This is a genomic window from Roseateles agri, from assembly GCF_034043675.1.
Taxonomy (GTDB): Bacteria; Pseudomonadota; Gammaproteobacteria; order Burkholderiales; family Burkholderiaceae_C; genus KK5.
The window spans coordinates 600,980-617,620 of sequence record NZ_JAXCLA010000002.1 but is presented as its reverse complement, the minus strand read 5'-3'; the positions used below and the strand labels follow the sequence as shown (position 1 = coordinate 617,620).

Below are 16,641 nucleotides of genomic sequence, written 5' to 3'. Positions count from 1 at the left end.
CCGACACCTCAACTGACCGATTTCCTGATGAGTGCATTGACCGGATTTCTCTACGCCATCCTCGTCGCCTATCTGGGCGGTTGGTATTTCGGCTACTGGACGGGCAACTTCTCGCTGCTGCTGTTCATCCTCACCGTGGTGACGCTGGCCTACTGGCTGGCCGAACGCTTCCACTTCAAGCCGGCGCGCGACAAGGCCGCCGCCGAGCTGGTGGCCAACGACGCGCAACGCCGCGAGAAGCTGGCCGCGCAGGGCATCGAGCGCGTGGACGGCGACGTCGAAGGCGCCCGCCAGCAGATCCTGCAGCAGCCCTGGTGGCTCGATTGGACCGCCGGCCTGTTCCCGGTGATCCTGATCGTCTTCCTGCTGCGTTCCTTCCTGTTCGAGCCCTTCAAGATCCCGTCCGGCTCGATGGTGCCCACGCTGCGCGTCGGCGACCTGATCCTGGTCAACAAGTTCCACTACGGCATCCGCCTGCCGGTGATCGACAAGAAGATCATCTCCAACCATGACGTGCAGCGCGGCGACGTAATGGTGTTCCGCTACCCGGTCAACCCGACGCAGGACTACATCAAGCGCGTCGTCGGCATCCCGGGCGACGAGATCGCCTACCTGAACCAGAAGCTCTTCGTGAACGGCCAGCCGATCGAGGAGCAGTCGCTCGGCAACTTCTACGACGACGACGCGATGGTCTACCGCCCACAGTTCACCGAGAAGCTGACCGGCGTGGAGCACAACATCCTCGTCGACCCGACGCGCCAAACGCCGCCGGTGCCGCGCCTGAACTTCCCCTTCATCGAGAACTGCCGCTACAGCGTCGAGGGCGTCACTTGCAAAGTGCCCGCGGGCCACTATTTCATGATGGGCGACAACCGCGACAACTCGGAAGACTCGCGCTTCTGGGGCTTCGTCCCGGACGAGAACATCGTCGGCAAAGCCTTCTTTGTTTGGATGAATTTCGGTAACCTCAAGCGCATCGGCTCGTTCCACTGAGCGGGCGCGCAGGAATCGAAAAAAGGAATGCGATCAATGCATCAAGCCGGACGTCGTCAGCGCGGTATCAGCCTCATCGGCCTGTTGTTCTGGGGCGTGGTGATTGCCTTTGTCGGTGTGGTTGCGGCCAAGACCTTCCCGACGGTGCTCGAGTACTACACGATCAAGCGCGTGATCAACCGCATCGTCGTCAGCAACCCGACCACCGTGCCGGCCGTGCGCGCCGAGTTCGACCGCGCCAAGCAGGTCGAGTACTCGATCGAGAGCATCTCGTCCGCCGATCTCGTCGTCACGAAGGACAACGACAAGCTGCAGATCAGCTTCGCCTACGACAAGCAGATCGAGCTGGGCGGCCCGGTCTACCTGCTGATCAAGTACGAAGGCCAGTCCAACTGAGCCCCGACACGCGCATGACGCCGCAACTCGCCGCCCTCCAGCAACGCCTCGCGCACCCGTTCGGCCAGCCCGAACTGCTGCAGCGCGCGGTGACGCACCGCAGCTTCGGCGCGGACCATAACGAGCGGCTCGAGTTCCTCGGCGACGCGGTGTTGAGCCTGGCCGTCAGCAGCCTGCTGTACGAGCGCTTCGCCGGCTCCGACGAAGGTGACCTGACCCGCATCCGCGCCCACCTGGTGCGCGAGGACAGCCTGCACCGGCTGGCGCTGGGCCTCGGCCTGCCGCAGGTGCTGCGCATGTCCGACGGAGAAGCCAAGGGCGGCGGCGCGCAGCGTCCGTCGATCTTGGCCGACGCGATGGAAGCGATCATCGGCGCCACCTTCGTCGATGCCGGCTACGAGGCAGCGCGCGCGCTCGTCACGCGGCTGTTGTCCGACGCGATCGCCGATGCCGCCAGCGGCAGCTCCGAGACCTGGGGCAAGGATGCCAAGACGGCGCTGCAGGAATGGCTGCAGGCCCGCAAGCTCGCCGTACCCAGCTATCGCATCAGCGAGACCCGCGGCCAGGCGCATGCGCAGACCTTCGAGGTCGAGTGCGCGGTACCCGCGCTGAGCCTTCTGACCAAAGGCGAGGGCCGCTCCCGCCGCGCCGCCGAGCAGGATGCCGCCCGCCGCCTGCTCGACGAATTGATTGCACGCGACAAGCCCGGCTCCGGCTTGCGCGACTGACCGGCCCCGCCATGAACCAGCCCACTCCCACTCCCGAAGCGCCGGCCCAGCGCTGCGGCCTGATCGCCATCGTCGGCCGTCCGAACGTCGGCAAGTCCACCTTGCTGAACGCGTTGGTCGGCCAGAAGGTCTCGATCACCTCCGACAAGGCGCAGACCACCCGCCACCGCATCACCGGCGTGCGCACCGTCGAGGAGGCGCAGTTCGTGTTCGTCGACACGCCAGGCTTCCAGACCCGCCACAACGCCGCGCTGAACCGCAACCTGAACCGCACCGTGCACGGCGTGCTGTCGGATGTGGACGTGGTGCTGTTCGTCGTCGAGGCCGGCCGCTTCGGCATCGACGACGCCAAGGTGCTGACCCTGCTGCCCGAGGACAAGCCGGTCGTGCTGATCGCCAACAAGCTCGACGCCGTGCAGCGCCGCACGGATCTCGTGCCCTGGCTCAAGAGCATGCAGGACCGCCGCAACTTCAGCGAATTCGTGCCGCTGTCGGCCAAGAAGGAAGCCGACGTCGCGCGCCTGTTCAAGATCCTCAAGCCCTACCTGCCCGAGCAGGGCTGGTTCTACGAGGAAGATGCGCTCACCGACCGCAGCGAGAAGTTCCTCGCCAGCGAGATCATCCGCGAGAAGCTGTTCCGCCTGACCGGCGACGAGCTGCCCTACACCTCCACCGTCATCATCGACAAGTGGGAAGACGAGGGCGAACTGCGCCGCATCAGCGCCTCCATCGTCGTCGAGCGCGACGCCCACAAGGGCATGATCATCGGCCAGGGCGGCGAGCGCCTGAAGCGCATCGGTTCCGAGGCCCGTCAGGAGCTCGAGCACCTGATGGACGGCCGCGTGTTTCTGGAGCTGTGGGTCAAGGTCCGCTCCGGCTGGGCCGACACGGAAGAGCATCTGCGCACCTACGGCTACGAGTGACCGTGAAACGCCCCCCGGCGGTTCAGCAAGCGTTCGTCCTGCACCACTATGACTGGAGCGAGTCCAGCCTGATCCTGGACCTGTTCACCCGTGAGCAGGGGCGGATGGCCGTCGTCGCCAAGGGTGCCAAGCGGCCGTACTCGCAGTTGCGCGCGGTGTTGCTGCCTTTCCAGCGCATCCAGGTCACCCTGTCCAAGCCGGTCAAGAGCGACGATGGCAGCGAGGGCGTCGTCACCCTGCGCGCTGCCGAGTGGGCCGGCGGCAGCACCATGCCGGCCGGCGCTGCGCTGTTCAGCGGCTACTACCTCAACGAGCTGCTGCTCAAGCTGCTGGCCCGCCAGGACCCGCAGCCGCTGCTGTTCGACCTCTACGCCCAGACCCTGCCCGAGCTGCATGCCGCCGAGGACGCCCAGTCCCAGGCCGCGCTGCGCGCCTTCGAGCTGCGCCTGCTGGCGGAGCTGGGCCTGCTGCCCGACCTGAGCCTGGCCACCCTGACGCAGACGCCGCTGCAGGCTGGCGCCGGCTACGCCATCTCGCCCGAGTCGGGCGTGATGCCCGGTGGCGAGCTCGATGGCGCCACGCTGGTGAACATCCAGGCCGCGCTGCTGCACGGCAGCCTGCCGGCGCTGCGCCAGGCCTGCGCGCCCGCCTTGCCGGCCCTGCGTAGCCAGTTGCGCGCGCTGCTGCAATACCATCTGGCAGGCAAACCGCTGCGCACGCGGCAGGTGATGCTGGACGTGCAGAAACTGATGGAATGACATGAACCCATTGATGAGCCCCGGCGCGCGCTGCGCCCTTTCGGTCAACGTCAACAAGGTCGCGCTGCTGCGCAACACGCGCCACCTGGGCATCCCCAGCGTGCTGAGGGCCGCCGAGCTGTGCCTGCTGGCCGGCGCCCAGGGCATCACGGTGCACCCGCGGCCCGACGCGCGCCACATCCGCACGCAGGACGTCCACGAGCTCGCCGCGCTGATGAAGCAGTGGCCGCAGGCCGAATACAACATCGAGGGCAACCCGACGCAGAACCTGATGGACTTCGTCCGCGAGCTGCGCCCGCACCAGGTGACCTTCGTGCCCGACAGCGAAGACCAGTTCACCTCCGATCACGGCTGGAACCTGCCGGCTGACAACGAACGCTTGAAGCCGTTGATCGACGAGTGCCGCTCGCTCGGTGTTCGCGTGAGCCTCTTCATGGACCCGTTGCCCGAGGTGATGCGCCAGGTCGCCGCCCTGGGTGCCGAGCGCATCGAGCTCTACACCGAAACCTACGCCAGCGCCTTCGGCACCGCGCGCGAGGCCGAGGTGCTGGCCGGCTTCACCGCCACCGCGCAAGCGGCCCTGGCCGCGGGCCTGGGTATCAATGCCGGCCACGACCTCAGCCGCGACAACCTGACGAAGTTCCTGCAGGCCGTGCCCGGCGTGCAGGAGGTGTCGATCGGTCACGCGCTGATCGCCGATGCGCTGGAACTCGGCTATGCCGAGACGGTGCGCGACTACCAGCGCTGCATCCAGCGCGCCTATGCCTGAACTTCGCCCCGCCGAGCCGGCCGATCTGCCGCGCATCGCTGCGCTGGCGCGCTGGGTCTGGCTGGACAGCTATGCCGCGCAGGGCGTCAGCAACAGCTTCGCCGGCTACGTCGAGCAGGCTTTCTCGCCTGATCGGCTGAACGGCCCGATGTGGGTGATCGAAGAAGGTGAGTTCCTGCTGGCCTGGGCGCAGCTCGATCCGCAGGCGGAGCAGGGTGTCGAGCTGATGCGCCTCTACGTGGCACCGCGCTGCCGGGGCCGCGGCCTGGGCGCGCGGCTGCTGCGCCGTGCGCGTGAGCATGATCCACGGCGCCCGCTCTGGCTCAGCGCCTGGGAGGGCAACGAAGGCGCACTGCGCTTCTACCGCCGCAAAGGCGCGTCACTGCTCGGCGAGACCTGGTTCGAGCTCGACGGCCAGCGCCACCGCAACGAAGTCCTGGGTTGGGAGGCATTGCAGCCATGAGCATCTACGGCATCGGCACCGACATCTGCGACATCCGCCGCATCCGCGAGACCCTGGCACGCCGAGGCGAACGCTTCGCCGAGAAGGTGCTCGGCCCGCACGAGATGGCCGTCTTCCGCGAGCGCAAGGCCAAGGTCGAAGCCCGCGGCGTCGCCTACCTCGCCACCCGCTTCTCCGCCAAGGAGGCGTTCTCGAAAGCCATCGGCATGGGCATGCGGATGCCAATGACCTGGCGCGCCTGCGAGATCGTCAAGGCCCCCAGCGGCAAGCCGGAGATCCGGCTGCATGGCGAACTGGCCGCCTGGTTCGAGGCGAAGGGTCTGCGCGCCCATGTGACCGTGACCGACGAGACGGAGTACGCCGCGGCCTTCGTCGTTGTCGAGACGCGCTGAGTCTCAGGCGTCTTCCGGCTCGCGCTTCGCGCCGTTGATTTGCAGCGAGAGCCGGGCCAGGTTGGTCCTGCTCCAGGCCCGGCGCACGAGGGGCAACAGCGCGGCGCCGGCCAGCAGGCATGCAGCGATGTGGGCGAAGCCGCGCGGCCAGTGAATCATTGCGTCCACCGCTGGCCGCTGCCAGCACAGGGCGCCCAGCAGCAGCACGCCCACCAAGGCCGCGAGGCCTGCCACGGCGATCGACCCCGTGTCCTCCCCGGCGAAGCCGCGAGCGATCACCGCCAGGCTGGTCGCCAGCGCCAGTTCGGCGAGCAGCGGCAGCCATTGCCCGGGCGCTTCGGTGATGACTGCTGCCCAGCCCCTGTGGGAGATCAGGCCCTGCGACAGCAGCACCAGCGGCACGAGCAGGAGCAGCACACGGCCAATGCCCCACAGCGTGTGGCGCAGCACGTGCAGGCCCAGGCGCTCTCGCGTCATGCCACCGGGTGCCAGAAGGCGGCGCCACTCGAGACCCGGGCAGCGCAGCAGGGAGCCCGTCATCACGCAGAGCACGAGCAGCCGCAGGCCCCAGCGCCAGTCGAGCTCGATGCCCCAGTCGGCCAGCAGTGGCGTGCCGACCAGCGAGTTGCTGGTCCAGAAGATGATGCCGCTCGCATACAGCATGCCCCAGGCGCGCCACATGGTGCGGTAGTTGATGCCTTGGAAACCCGTGGCCGAGCGCTTCATCCAGCGCTCGAACAGTTCGCTGGGAGCGCGGCGGCCTGTCGCCACCGAGCGTGGCAGCAGGTGTGGCAGCAAGCAGGGCAGACCAACCAGCAGCAGCAGGTGCAGCGGCCAGGCATGCATCCAGCGCGACCACGGGCGCAGCAGCGGGTCGGTGTCGATTGCCAGCACGAGCAGCACCGGCAGCAGCAAGCCGATGCGGGTCAGCGGACCCCACCAGAGCGTGCCGCCGAGCAGGCCCAGCGCCAAGGCCAGCGCCAGTGCCGCGGCCGCCGCGGCGAGCGAGCTGAAGTCGCCGCTGCCATAGACGTTGGCGCCTGCCAGCAGCACCAGTGGCAGAGTGCTGAACACCCAGGCGGCCAGTAGCGCGTTCAGAAGACCCTGCCGCACACCGGCCACGCCCCGCTGCGGACTGACGCGAGCCTGCACGACGGCCAGGGCGCGGGCCAGGCTGTTGCCGCCCGAGGCCGCGGCGGCGGCCAGCAAACCACCCGGCAGCATGCACAGCAGCAACTGCGCTTCGTCGGACACCGGCTGCTGCGTCATGAAGACGCGAAAGCCGGCGATGGCCAGCGCCACGAATCCGTTTAGCCCGAGCAGCAGTAGCCAGATCGGCCAGCTCGGGCTGAAGAATAGGGGCGGGAACTCCGGCACGAGGCGCAGCCTGGCATTCATGCGTTCAACTCCTCGAACAGGTCGTCCATGCGCAAGACTTGGCCCCGGTCGGCACCGATGCCGTCTACGTGTCGCAGGTCGAACAGTGCATGCCAGACGCCGCGGCCCGCCGGTCGGCAGTGCACGAGCCCGGGCAGCGCCGCGTCCGGTTCCGCATCGAGCTTCAGCAGCCGCAGGTTCTCGACCAGTGCATCCCATTCGTCAACGAGCTGCACGCGGCCTTCGCGCAGGAACATCACGTGGCTGACGACCCGCTCCAGGTCGCCCAGCAGGTGGCTGGACAGCAGCACGCTGCGCGGCCGATCCGCCTTGGCCGGACTGCGCTCGGCGAACAGCGCGCGCATGAAGTCGCGCCGCGCCAGCGGGTCGAGGCTGGCGACCGGCTCGTCCATCAGCAGCAGGTCTGGGTCGTGGGCCAGCGCCAGCACGACGGAGAGCTTCTGCTGGTCACCCAGCGAGAGCTTGTCGGCCCGCGTGCTCATCGTCAGGTCAAGTCGCGTGGCCAGCGCCAGCGCGCGGCGCTCATCGAAGTCGCGATACAGCCGGCCCAGCTCGTGCAGGTGTTCATGGCCGTTGAGCCAGCCAAACAGGTCGGGCGTCTGCGCCACGTAGCCGAGCCGTTCGCGTAGGTCATCGGTCAGCGCCTGCGAGGGGCACCCCAGCAAACGGGAATTGCCCGAGGTCGGCAGTGCGAGGCCGAGCAGGCAGCGCAGGAGGCTGCTCTTGCCGGCACCGTTGCGGCCGACGAGGCCGATGACGGCGCCTTCGGGCAACTGGAAGCTGACATCCTGCAGGACGCGCGTCTCGCCGACGAAGCGCTTCGGATAGCTGAGGCTCAGCGCTTCGGCCTCGAAGGCGATCGGGCTTGGGCTCGACATCGTTGTCGTCATTTGTTCATCTCCTCTTGCAGGCACTGCTGGAACAGCCGCAGCGCCGCTTGCTCATCCAGGCCCAGCTGCACGGCCTGTGACGCAGCCGCCTGCAAGGCGGGCTGCAGCAGTGCCAGCCGCTCGCCTTTGCCCGCACGCAGCGGCTGTGTGCTCGCCACCACCATGCCCACGCCGCGCCTGCGCTCCAGCAGGCCCTCGGCCTCGAGCAGGCTGTAAGCCTTGCTGACCGTCATCGGATTGATCGCATGGAGCTGCGCCAGCGCGCGCACGCTGGGCAGCTCGTCGCCGGGCCGGCACTGGCCGCCGGCGATGCCTCGGCGCAATTGCTCGACGATCTGCCGGTAGATCGGCAGCGTGTCCTGGGGCGAAATGTCGAAGTCTATGTGCATTGGTGTATTGATTCAATAATACACATGAGTAATAAAAAAGCCACCCTCGAACGGGTGGCTCTTCGAAGCTGGAAGCTTGGGGCTTTCAGCGATAGCGCTCGCCGCGGGCGTCCATCTTCATCGTCATGTCCATCTGCATGGACACGTCGGCCGGCATCTGCATGTCCATGCGCATGGAGAGCAGCATGTCGTTGCGCATGGGCAGGTGGTCGGCGATCCGGTAGGCCATGGTGCCGGTACCACCGCCGGTCATCGCCATCTTCATCTGTTGCGCCTCGCCTTCGTTGGAGGCCATGTCCATCTTCATCTTGACGACGGTGTCGAAGTTCGCGATGCCGCCGCGGATGCTCTTGAGGGTGAAGCCGAGGGTCGCGACGATGTGCGCGTTGGCCGGCAACTGCGCCATCGGCATCTGCACGTCGAACGGGATCTCGGCCGAGTCGCCGATCTTCATGCGCCGGCCTTCCAGCTCGCTCATCGCGCCGAAGGCCTGCTTGATCAGGCCCTGGCCCATGCTCTCCAGCATTTTGGAATCCTTGAGTGCGGGCTGCGCGCTCTTGATGCGCAGGATCTCCATCTTGTTGTGGTCGACGTTCGTCAGCGTGTCCAGCTCCAGGTCGCCCACGGGATTGGGCATGGCCTTGGGCGGCTGGTCGGCCATCTTCAAGTTCATCTGGCCGCCTTCGCCGCGTAGGTGCAGCAGGTAGTCGCCCTTGGCATCGGCGTCGCTGGCCTCGACGCGCATGGCCATCTTCATGTCCATGCTCATGCCCTTGCCCAGCTTCTTGGCGCCTTCCTGCAGCTTGGCGCGCTGTTCTTCGTTGGTGTCGGGCCCGGGCAGCATGTTCATGGCCATCTGCATGTTCATGTTGATGGTCTGGCGCAGCTTGTCGCCGGGCTGGGGTTGGAAGCGCAGTTCCACCTCCTGCGGTTCGGCCTTGGCGGCGAGGGCCGGCGAGGCCAGCAGGGGCAGGAGCAGAGCGAGTACCAGTGTGCGCACGAACAATCCTTTGAAAGTTTCAGACGGACCCATCATGCCAAGGCCGCCGTATGGATTTCATACGGGCCCGCTCGGACGATGAGGCCGATTTCAGCTCCGGTAGTTGTCCTGCATCGGATAGCGCCGCGCGTAGAGGCCGAAGAGGCTGGCCGCCAGCAGTGCGAAGCCGGCGAAGAAGAACATCAGGAAGGCGGTGGTCGACAGGCCCGTGCCGGCGATCGACGCGGTCACGGCCGGGCTCTTGAGGCTGGAGTTGGACAGCAGCACCCACAGGTTGCCGATCGTCACCGACAGGTTCCAGAAGCTCATGATCACGCCCTTCATCGACGCCGGCGCCTGGCTGTAGGCGAACTCCAGCCCGGTGGTCGAGACCAGCACCTCGCCCAGCGTCAGGATCGCGTAGGGCAGCACCTGCCAGACGATCGAGACCTCGGCCTTGTCGTCCAGCCACAGCTGCATCATGCCGACGACGATCCACGCCACGCCCGACAGCGCGATGCCGGCGCCCATGCGGCGCAGCGCCGTCAGCTTGAGGCCGGCCTTCTCCAGCAGCGGATAGAGCACGAGGTTGTTCAGCGGGATCAGGATCATCACCAGCATCGGGTTCAGCGCCTGCATCATCGAGGACTTGAACCACTCGGGCTTGCTCATCTGGTCGGCCTGCAGCACCCAGGTTGAGGCCTTCTGGTCGAACAGCGACCAGAACGGCGTCACCAGCGCGAACAGCACCAGGAGGCGCAGCACCGCGCGCACGCCATCGACCGCTTCGGCCGGATGCGCCGTACGGGCGCGGTCGAGCTGGATCCATGCGCCCGCGCCGCCGAAGCCGAGCGTCAGCACCAGCACCAGGCATAGGGCCGCGACGATGCCGATGTCCGGCGTCAGCGCCAGCGCGCCGATCGACAGCAGCACGCCCAGGCCCGCGAACACCTTGCCCGCCGTACCGGCCGCCAGCGCGGTGCGCACGACGGCGAGGAAGCGGTGCGGGTCCTTCGTCGTCGCCACGGGGATGTGCACGTATTTGCGCCGGCCGGCCCAGAAGCACAGCGTGGCGATTGCCATCAGCACGCCGGGAATGCCGAAGGCCACCGAGGCGCCGAGCTTCTCCAGGAAGATGGGCATCAGCAGCGAGGCGAAGAAGCTGCCGAAGTTGATGATCCAGTAGAAGGCGTCGAACACCTTCTGCGCCAGTGACCGGTTGCTCTTGTCGAACTGGTCACCGATGAAGGAGGCGACCAGCGGCTTGATGCCGCCCGAGCCCAGCGCGATCAGGAACAGGCCGGTGTAGAAGCCGCGGATGCTGTTCTCGAACATCGCCAGGCAGGCGTGGCCGGCGCAGTAGACGAGGCTCAGCCAGAAGATGGTGTTGTACTTGCCGAAGAAGCGGTCGGCGATCCAGCCGCCCAGCAGCGGGAAGAAATAGACGCCGATCACGAAGGTGTGGAACACCTCCTTGGCCTCGCCCTTGCGCAGTTCCTCGGGGATCGCCAGCAGCAGGCTGCTCATCAGGAACACCGTGAGGATGTTCCGCATGCCGTAGAAGCTGAAGCGTTCGCAGCCTTCGTTGGCGATGATGTACGGGATCTGCGGCGGCATCGTGGGCCTGGCGGATCCGGCGTGGGCGTCGACGGCGGCAAGGGTGGTGCTCATGTCGTGTCCTGGGTCTCGGTTGATGTGGAAACGCCGCCGGGCGCGAACCCGGCGGCGTTTGGTGGGAAGCGCGGCGCGCTTGCCGCTTACTTACTGCTGCTCGAACGGCAGCTTGATCTGAGCCAGATCCTTGCGGGTCTCGACCAGCACCAGCGGACCTTCATCGACGACCACCACCGGCGGCCGCTCGCGCGGCACGTGGACCGGCTTCGGCTCGGCGGCGATCGCTTCCTGCGCGGCGCGGATCTTGTCGGCATCCGAATTCACCCACTGCAGACCAGCGCCCTCGGCGATTGCTTGCAGCGCGTCGACGGACAGCACGAAGGCGGGCGCTGCCGGGGCGACCGGAGCGGCAACCACGGCCGGTGCCTGCACGGCGACCGGCTCGGCGACGGCCACGGGGGCTGCCGCTTCGCTGGTCGGCACGGCCTGGGCCGTGGCCACGGCGTGCTCGTCGGTAGCGACGGCGGGTTCGACCGGTACTTGCGCAGCAACGGCGTCCACACCTGCTTCGCCTTCGACCTGGCCGTCCGCCGGCTGGCCGTCACGGCGTTCGCGGCGATAGCGGTCACGGCTGCGGCGGCGGCGGCCGTCACGGCCCTGGCCTTCGCCGTTGTCGTCGCCCTCGGCGGCTTCGACGCGCTCGGCCGTTTCGGTGGCAGCGGCTTCCGCGGCTTCCACGACGGCGGCTGCCTCAGCCGCTTCGGAGTTTTCCGAGCCTTGCTCGTTCTCGACACCGGCACCGTTGGCAGCGCCTTCGCCACCACGGCCACCACGGCGGCGGCGGCGGTTGCGGTTCTGACGTTCCTCGTTCGAGGCAGCATCACCGGCGGCAGCGCCTTCGATGCCCTCGGCCTGCGAGTCGACGAAGGCCGGCGTGTCGTGCGAAGCCGGCGGGATGTCGGCCAGCGTCGTCTGCACCGGGGCGTTGTTCACGTCCTCGATCGGACGCTCGGCGCGCTCGCCACGCGGGCGACGTTCGCCACGCTCGGGACGCTCGCCGCGTTCCTGGCGCTCGGCGCGAACCTCGTTGTTGCCCGCTTCCGGCTTGTCGGCGCGCTCGGGGCGGCGATTGCCACGTTCGCCGCGTTCACCACGCTCGCCGCCACGGTCACCGCGCTCGGCACGCGGCTGCTGCGGCTGGCCATCGGCCTGCTGCGGCTTGTTCTCGCGGCCTTCGCGCTTGGCATTGCGCTCGCCACCACGGTCGCCACGATCGCCGCGCTCCGCACGGTCACCGCGTTCGCCACGCTCACCGCGGTTGCCGCCGCGGCCACGGCCATCGCGGCCGCCTTCGCGCTTGGGCTTGTCGCCCGCCGCGCCGGCCGGCTTGACCGGCGCCACGGCCGGTGCCGCTTCGGTCTTGGCCGGCGCAGCTTCGCCGCCGCCGAACAGGCTCTTGATCCAGCCGAAGAAGCCACCACCGGCGGGCACCGGAGCGGCCACCGGGGGCGCGACCACCGGCGCCGGAGCCGGCTTGACCGGCTCGGGCTTCGGTGCGACCACCGGTGCCGGCTGCTCGGGCAGGATGCCCTTGATTACCGGTTCCTGCTTGTTCTTCTTCTCGCCCGCATCGCGGCGGGTGATGCCGACCTCATCGGTCGGCTCTTCGATCATCGTGTAGCTGGCCTGCAGGTTCTCCAGGCGCGGATCGTCGTGGCGCAGGCGCTCCAGCTTGTAGTTGGGCGTGTCGAGATGCTTGTTCGGCACCAGCAGCACGGTCACGCGCTGCTTCAGCTCGATCTTGGTGATCTCGGTGCGCTTCTCGTTCAGCAGGAACGAGGTCACTTCCACCGGCACCTGCACATGCACGGCGGCGGTGTTGTCCTTCATCGCCTCTTCCTGGACCATGCGCAGGATCTGCAGCGCCGAGGACTCGGTGTCGCGGATGTGGCCGGTGCCGTTGCAGCGCGGGCAGGTGATGTGGTTGCCCTCAGACAGAGCCGGGCGCAGGCGCTGGCGGCTCAGTTCCAGCAGGCCGAACTTGCTGATCGAGGCGAACTGCACGCGGGCGCGGTCCTGGCGCAGCGCGTCGCGCAGGCGCTGTTCCACTTCGCGGCGGTTCTTCGACTCTTCCATGTCGATGAAGTCGACGACGATCAGGCCGCCCAGGTCGCGCAGGCGCATCTGGCGGGCGATTTCATCGGCCGCTTCGAGGTTGGTGCGGGTGGCGGTCTCTTCGATGTCGCCGCCGCGCGTGGCGCGGGCCGAGTTGACGTCCACCGAGACCAGCGCCTCGGTGTGGTCGATCACGATGGCGCCGCCCGAGGGCAGGTTGACCGTACGGCTGAAGGCCGTCTCGATCTGGTGCTCGATCTGGAAACGGCTGAACAGCGGCGCATCGTCGCGGTAGCGCTTCACGCGATGGCCCTGGTCGGGCATCACGTGGTTCATGAACTGGTGGGCCTGCTCGAACAGGTCGTCCGTGTCGATCAGGATCTCGCCGATGTCGGCGGTGAAGTAGTCGCGGATCGCGCGGATCACCAGGCTCGATTCCTGGTAGATCAGGTAGGCGCCCTTGCCGCCCTTGGACGCATCGTCGATGGCCGTCCAGAGCTTGAGCATGTAGTTCAGGTCCCACTGCAGCTCGGCGGCGGAACGGCCGATGCCGGCGGTGCGGGCGATCAGGCTCATGCCCTTCGGGTACTCGAGCTGGTCGAGGTTTTCCTTCAGCTCTTCACGGTCTTCGCCCTCGATGCGACGGCTCACGCCGCCGCCGCGCGGGTTGTTGGGCATCAGCACCAGATAGCGGCCGGCCAGCGAAACGAAGGTGGTCAGCGCCGCGCCCTTGTTGCCGCGCTCTTCCTTCTCGACCTGGACCAGCAGTTCCTGGCCTTCCTTGATCGCGTCCTTGATCGTCGCGTTGCGCACTTCGACGCCGTCGCGGAAGTACTGGCGGGAGATTTCCTTGAACGGCAGGAAGCCGTGGCGGTCCTCGCCGTAGTCGACGAAGCAGGCTTCCAGCGAGGGCTCGACGCGCGTCACGACGGCCTTGTAGATATTGCCCTTGCGCTGCTCGCGGCCTTCGATTTCGGTCTCGAAGTCCAGCAGCTTCTGGCCATCGACGATCGCGAGGCGCCGCTCTTCCGGCTGCGTCGCATTGATCAGCATGCGTTTCATGTCATCACTCCTTGCGCCACCCGTTCTTGTGTGTGGGGCGGCGCGCAGCATCGCGTTGCCGCAGGGCATGAACCCGGCGGCAACCATTCAATGCACGAGCGCTGGAGTCGAACCGAGGAAGGAATCGCCCTGGACTGGCCTGATGAGACGCCGCCGTTGGTTCGGCTGTGGCGCTTCAGGAGGTCAGCGTTGGCGCGTGCGACACGACAGCCGCGGCGGACGACGCTCCCGAACACAGCGCGCGCAACAGGTGCGGCGGCGCTGCGGCCCGGCCACGGCGAGGCGGAGCAGCGACGTCGGCCACGACGGCCGGCGCTGCGAATCGCATGCGGTGGGGGGTGAGGGGAGGGATCATCCGAAGGGACTGTTGGACGCTGGCGGGAGGCTGTCAGACTCTTGATCGACCTGCCTCGCGCCGTGGAAACCTTTTTCTTTGCCCGGCCGATTTCAGTGTCCGGCCCGGCATGGTTCGTTCTTCATTGCTCTGCCGCATGGTGGCCGGAACCGCCTTGTCACTTGGGGACAAGGCCCGAACCGATCATCCTGCGTTGCATCACCTTGGTACCTGCTGCCGCCGCTAAAATCAGATAAATCAAATACTTACGGCGGTAACGTGGCGAGCAATATTATAAGGGCCAAACATAAGCCGCCGGCCGCTGGAAATCCCCACCCGAGCCGTACTGCGCTGAAACAGACAGTTAGCGCAAAACCTGGCCCCGCCGGTGAGCGTGCGCTGACTTTGAACGTTAGCCCCGCGCCGGCGGTACGCCGGGTTACGGTGGATGAGAACTCCGCCGGCCAGCGTCTGGACAACTTCCTGCTGCGCGAACTGAAGGGCGTGCCGAAGACGCACGTCTACCGGGTGATCCGCGCCGGCGAGGTGCGCGTCAACAAGGGCCGCGCGCAGGCCGACACCCGGCTGGAGCTGGGTGACGAGGTGCGCGTACCGCCCGTGCGCCTGCCCGAGCGGGCGAGCGGCGAGGCCGCGGCGGCCCACGTGCCCGCCCGTGAGTTTCCTGTGATTTACGAAGACGATCACCTGATCGCCGTCAACAAGCCGGCCGGCGTGGCCGTGCATGGCGGCTCCGGCGTCAGCTTCGGCGTGATCGAGCAATTGCGCCGCGCGCGGCCCGAGGCGAAGTTCCTCGAACTCGTCCACCGGCTCGACAAGGAAACCTCCGGCCTGTTGCTGATCGCGAAGAAGCGCAGCGCGCTGACACATCTGCAGGACCAGTTCCGCGAACGCGAGACCGGCAAGACCTATGCGGCGCTGGTGATCGGCGACTGGCCCGGCAACAAGAAGGTGCTCGACGTGGCGCTGCTGAAGTTCACCGGCAGCGACGGCGAGCGCTGGGTGCGCGCGGTGGAGAATTCGCACGACCCACAGGCCGAGCAGGCCAAGCGCTCGATCAGCCTTGTCAAGGTGGCGCAGAAGTTCCCCGGCTACTCGCTGCTCGATGTGACCATCAAGACCGGCCGTACCCACCAGATCCGCGTCCACCTGCAGCACGCCGGCCATCCGATCGTCGGCGACCCGAAGTACGGCGATTTCGAGGCCAACCGCGCGATCGCCCGCGGTCCGCTGAAGTTCGAGCGCATGTTCCTGCATGCGAAGCGCCTGCGCGTTGCGCATCCGGCGCGGCCCGAAGAGACCCTGGAACTCGAGGCGCCCTTGCCCCCCGAGTGCGAAAAACTGATTGCAGACCTGAAACGATGAGCCGACCCCAGCAGTTCGACCTGATCGCCTTCGACTGGGATGGCACCCTGTTCGATTCCACCGCCCTGATCACGCGCAGCATCCAGAACGCCGCCGTCGACCTGGGCCTGCCGCGCCCGTCGGACGAGGCTGCCAGCTACGTGATCGGCATGGCCCTGTACCCGGCGCTGGCCCATGCCGTGCCCGAACTGCCGCCCGAGCGCTACAAGGAAATGGGCCTGCGTTACCGCCACCACTACCTGGGCGCGCAGCACGAGGTGACCCTGTTCGACGGCACCGAGGCGATGCTGGCCGCGCTGAAGGCGCGCCACCACTGGCTGACGGTGGCCACCGGCAAGAATCGCCGCGGCCTGGACGAGGTGCTGCAGGTCTCCGGCCTGGCGGCGATGTTCGACGGCACGCGCACGGCCGACGAGACCCAGGGCAAGCCGCATCCGCAGATGCTGCTGGAACTGATGCGCGAGTTCGGCGCCGAGCCCGAGCGCACCCTGATGATCGGCGACACCACGCACGACCTTCAGATGGCCGTCAACGCCGGCTGCCCCTGCGTCGGTGTCAGCTACGGCGCGCACGACCATGAGAGCTTCGCCGAGTTCAAGCCGCTGTTCGTTGCCCACACGACGGCGGAACTCCACCAATGGCTGATCGACCATGCCTGACAACGACAAGAACGACAACGCGGCCGCACCGCTGCCGCTGTGCCCCTCCGCCGAACTGCAGGAGCGCGGCAAGGCCCACTGCTTCGACGTGATGCAGTACCGCCAGTCGGCCACGGCCTTCGCGCTGCGATTCGACGGCGAGGTCCATGCCTACCTGAACCGCTGCGCCCACGTGCCGACCGAGATGGACTGGCAGGAGGGCGAGTTCCTGGACAGTGGCAAGCAGTACATCATCTGCTCGATCCACGGGGCGGTGTATGACCCGAAGACCGGCCGCTGCGTGATGGGCATGTGCGGCCGCATGGGCTTGACCAAGATCGCCGTCGAGGAGCGTGAGGGACAGGTGTATTGGTATCCTTCCCGCGACACGCGGCCTGCGTTCGAAGACTGAAGAAG

17 protein-coding genes are annotated in these 16,641 nt (G+C 67.3%); 11 read left to right on the top strand and 6 right to left on the bottom strand.

The annotated features are described in order from the left end of the window. Window positions 1-27: 27 nt before the first annotated feature. From lepB to acpS, 8 genes are read left to right on the top strand one after another with little or no spacing between them, the layout of a single operon-like run. Window positions 28-993 carry a signal peptidase I gene (lepB, locus tag SNE35_RS06940; protein WP_320422134.1) on the top strand — a complete coding sequence of 322 codons (966 nt, stop codon included), beginning with the start codon at window positions 28-30 and terminating at the stop codon, window positions 991-993. A 36-nt stretch (window positions 994-1,029) separates the two neighbouring features. After that, window positions 1,030-1,389, top strand: a complete 360-nt coding sequence (locus SNE35_RS06935) for a DUF4845 domain-containing protein (RefSeq protein ID WP_320422133.1) — start codon at window positions 1,030-1,032, stop codon at window positions 1,387-1,389. A 14-nt stretch (window positions 1,390-1,403) separates the two neighbouring features. Further along, complete coding sequence (rnc, locus tag SNE35_RS06930) at window positions 1,404-2,117, top strand: ribonuclease III (protein ID WP_320422132.1); 714 nt, start codon at window positions 1,404-1,406, stop codon at window positions 2,115-2,117. Window positions 2,118-2,128: 11 nt separating this feature from the next. Then, the gene (gene era, locus SNE35_RS06925; RefSeq protein ID WP_320422131.1) at window positions 2,129-3,040 is read left to right on the top strand and encodes a GTPase Era; all 912 of its coding nucleotides are present in this window, start codon (window positions 2,129-2,131) and stop codon (window positions 3,038-3,040) included. A gap of 2 nt (window positions 3,041-3,042) precedes the next feature. Next, window positions 3,043-3,798, top strand: a complete 756-nt coding sequence (gene recO, locus SNE35_RS06920) for a DNA repair protein RecO (protein ID WP_320422130.1) — start codon at window positions 3,043-3,045, stop codon at window positions 3,796-3,798. A 1-nt stretch (window position 3,799) separates the two neighbouring features. Then, window positions 3,800-4,567, top strand: coding sequence for a pyridoxine 5'-phosphate synthase (locus tag SNE35_RS06915; RefSeq protein WP_320422129.1), 768 nt, complete (start codon window positions 3,800-3,802; stop codon window positions 4,565-4,567). After that, a complete protein-coding gene (locus SNE35_RS06910; protein ID WP_320422128.1) occupies window positions 4,560-5,030 on the top strand; it encodes a GNAT family N-acetyltransferase in 471 nt (156 codons plus the stop codon). The genes SNE35_RS06915 and SNE35_RS06910 overlap by 8 nt, the downstream gene beginning before the upstream one ends. Continuing rightward, the gene (acpS, locus tag SNE35_RS06905; protein WP_320422127.1) at window positions 5,027-5,422 is read left to right on the top strand and encodes a holo-ACP synthase; all 396 of its coding nucleotides are present in this window, start codon (window positions 5,027-5,029) and stop codon (window positions 5,420-5,422) included. The genes SNE35_RS06910 and acpS overlap by 4 nt, the downstream gene beginning before the upstream one ends. A gap of 3 nt (window positions 5,423-5,425) precedes the next feature. Here the strand turns inward: acpS and SNE35_RS06900 are convergent, their stop codons facing one another. The 6 genes from SNE35_RS06900 to SNE35_RS06875 form a co-directional block, all read right to left on the bottom strand. Beyond that, window positions 5,426-6,820 carry a hypothetical protein gene (locus tag SNE35_RS06900; protein WP_320422126.1) on the bottom strand — a complete coding sequence of 465 codons (1,395 nt, stop codon included), beginning with the start codon at window positions 6,818-6,820 and terminating at the stop codon, window positions 5,426-5,428. Then, on the bottom strand, window positions 6,817-7,710 hold the full coding sequence (locus SNE35_RS06895) for an ABC transporter ATP-binding protein (RefSeq protein WP_320422125.1): 894 nt from the start codon (window positions 7,708-7,710) through the stop codon (window positions 6,817-6,819). The genes SNE35_RS06900 and SNE35_RS06895 overlap by 4 nt, the downstream gene beginning before the upstream one ends. Further along, complete coding sequence (locus SNE35_RS06890; protein ID WP_320422124.1) at window positions 7,707-8,099, bottom strand: GntR family transcriptional regulator; 393 nt, start codon at window positions 8,097-8,099, stop codon at window positions 7,707-7,709. Before SNE35_RS06890 ends, SNE35_RS06895 begins: the two co-directional genes overlap by 4 nt. Window positions 8,100-8,184: 85 nt before the next feature. Then, window positions 8,185-9,099: a hypothetical protein gene (locus tag SNE35_RS06885; RefSeq protein WP_320422123.1), complete on the bottom strand. Its 915-nt coding sequence runs from the start codon at window positions 9,097-9,099 to the stop codon at window positions 8,185-8,187. Window positions 9,100-9,189: 90 nt separating this feature from the next. Beyond that, window positions 9,190-10,749, bottom strand: a complete 1,560-nt coding sequence (locus tag SNE35_RS06880; RefSeq protein ID WP_320422122.1) for a POT-type proton-dependent oligopeptide transporter — start codon at window positions 10,747-10,749, stop codon at window positions 9,190-9,192. Between the two features lie 90 nt (window positions 10,750-10,839). Next, a complete protein-coding gene (locus SNE35_RS06875) occupies window positions 10,840-13,869 on the bottom strand; it encodes an Rne/Rng family ribonuclease (protein ID WP_320422121.1) in 3,030 nt (1,009 codons plus the stop codon). A 685-nt stretch (window positions 13,870-14,554) separates the two neighbouring features. Here SNE35_RS06875 and SNE35_RS06870 point away from each other — a divergent pair. From SNE35_RS06870 to SNE35_RS06860, 3 genes are read left to right on the top strand one after another with little or no spacing between them, the layout of a single operon-like run. Next, window positions 14,555-15,586, top strand: a complete 1,032-nt coding sequence (locus SNE35_RS06870) for an RluA family pseudouridine synthase (RefSeq protein ID WP_431312722.1) — start codon at window positions 14,555-14,557, stop codon at window positions 15,584-15,586. Continuing rightward, window positions 15,583-16,245: an HAD family hydrolase gene (locus SNE35_RS06865; RefSeq protein ID WP_320422119.1), complete on the top strand. Its 663-nt coding sequence runs from the start codon at window positions 15,583-15,585 to the stop codon at window positions 16,243-16,245. The genes SNE35_RS06870 and SNE35_RS06865 overlap by 4 nt, the downstream gene beginning before the upstream one ends. Next, the gene (locus tag SNE35_RS06860; RefSeq protein WP_320422118.1) at window positions 16,238-16,636 is read left to right on the top strand and encodes a Rieske (2Fe-2S) protein; all 399 of its coding nucleotides are present in this window, start codon (window positions 16,238-16,240) and stop codon (window positions 16,634-16,636) included. Before SNE35_RS06865 ends, SNE35_RS06860 begins: the two co-directional genes overlap by 8 nt. The last annotated feature ends 5 nt before the right edge of the window (window positions 16,637-16,641 follow it).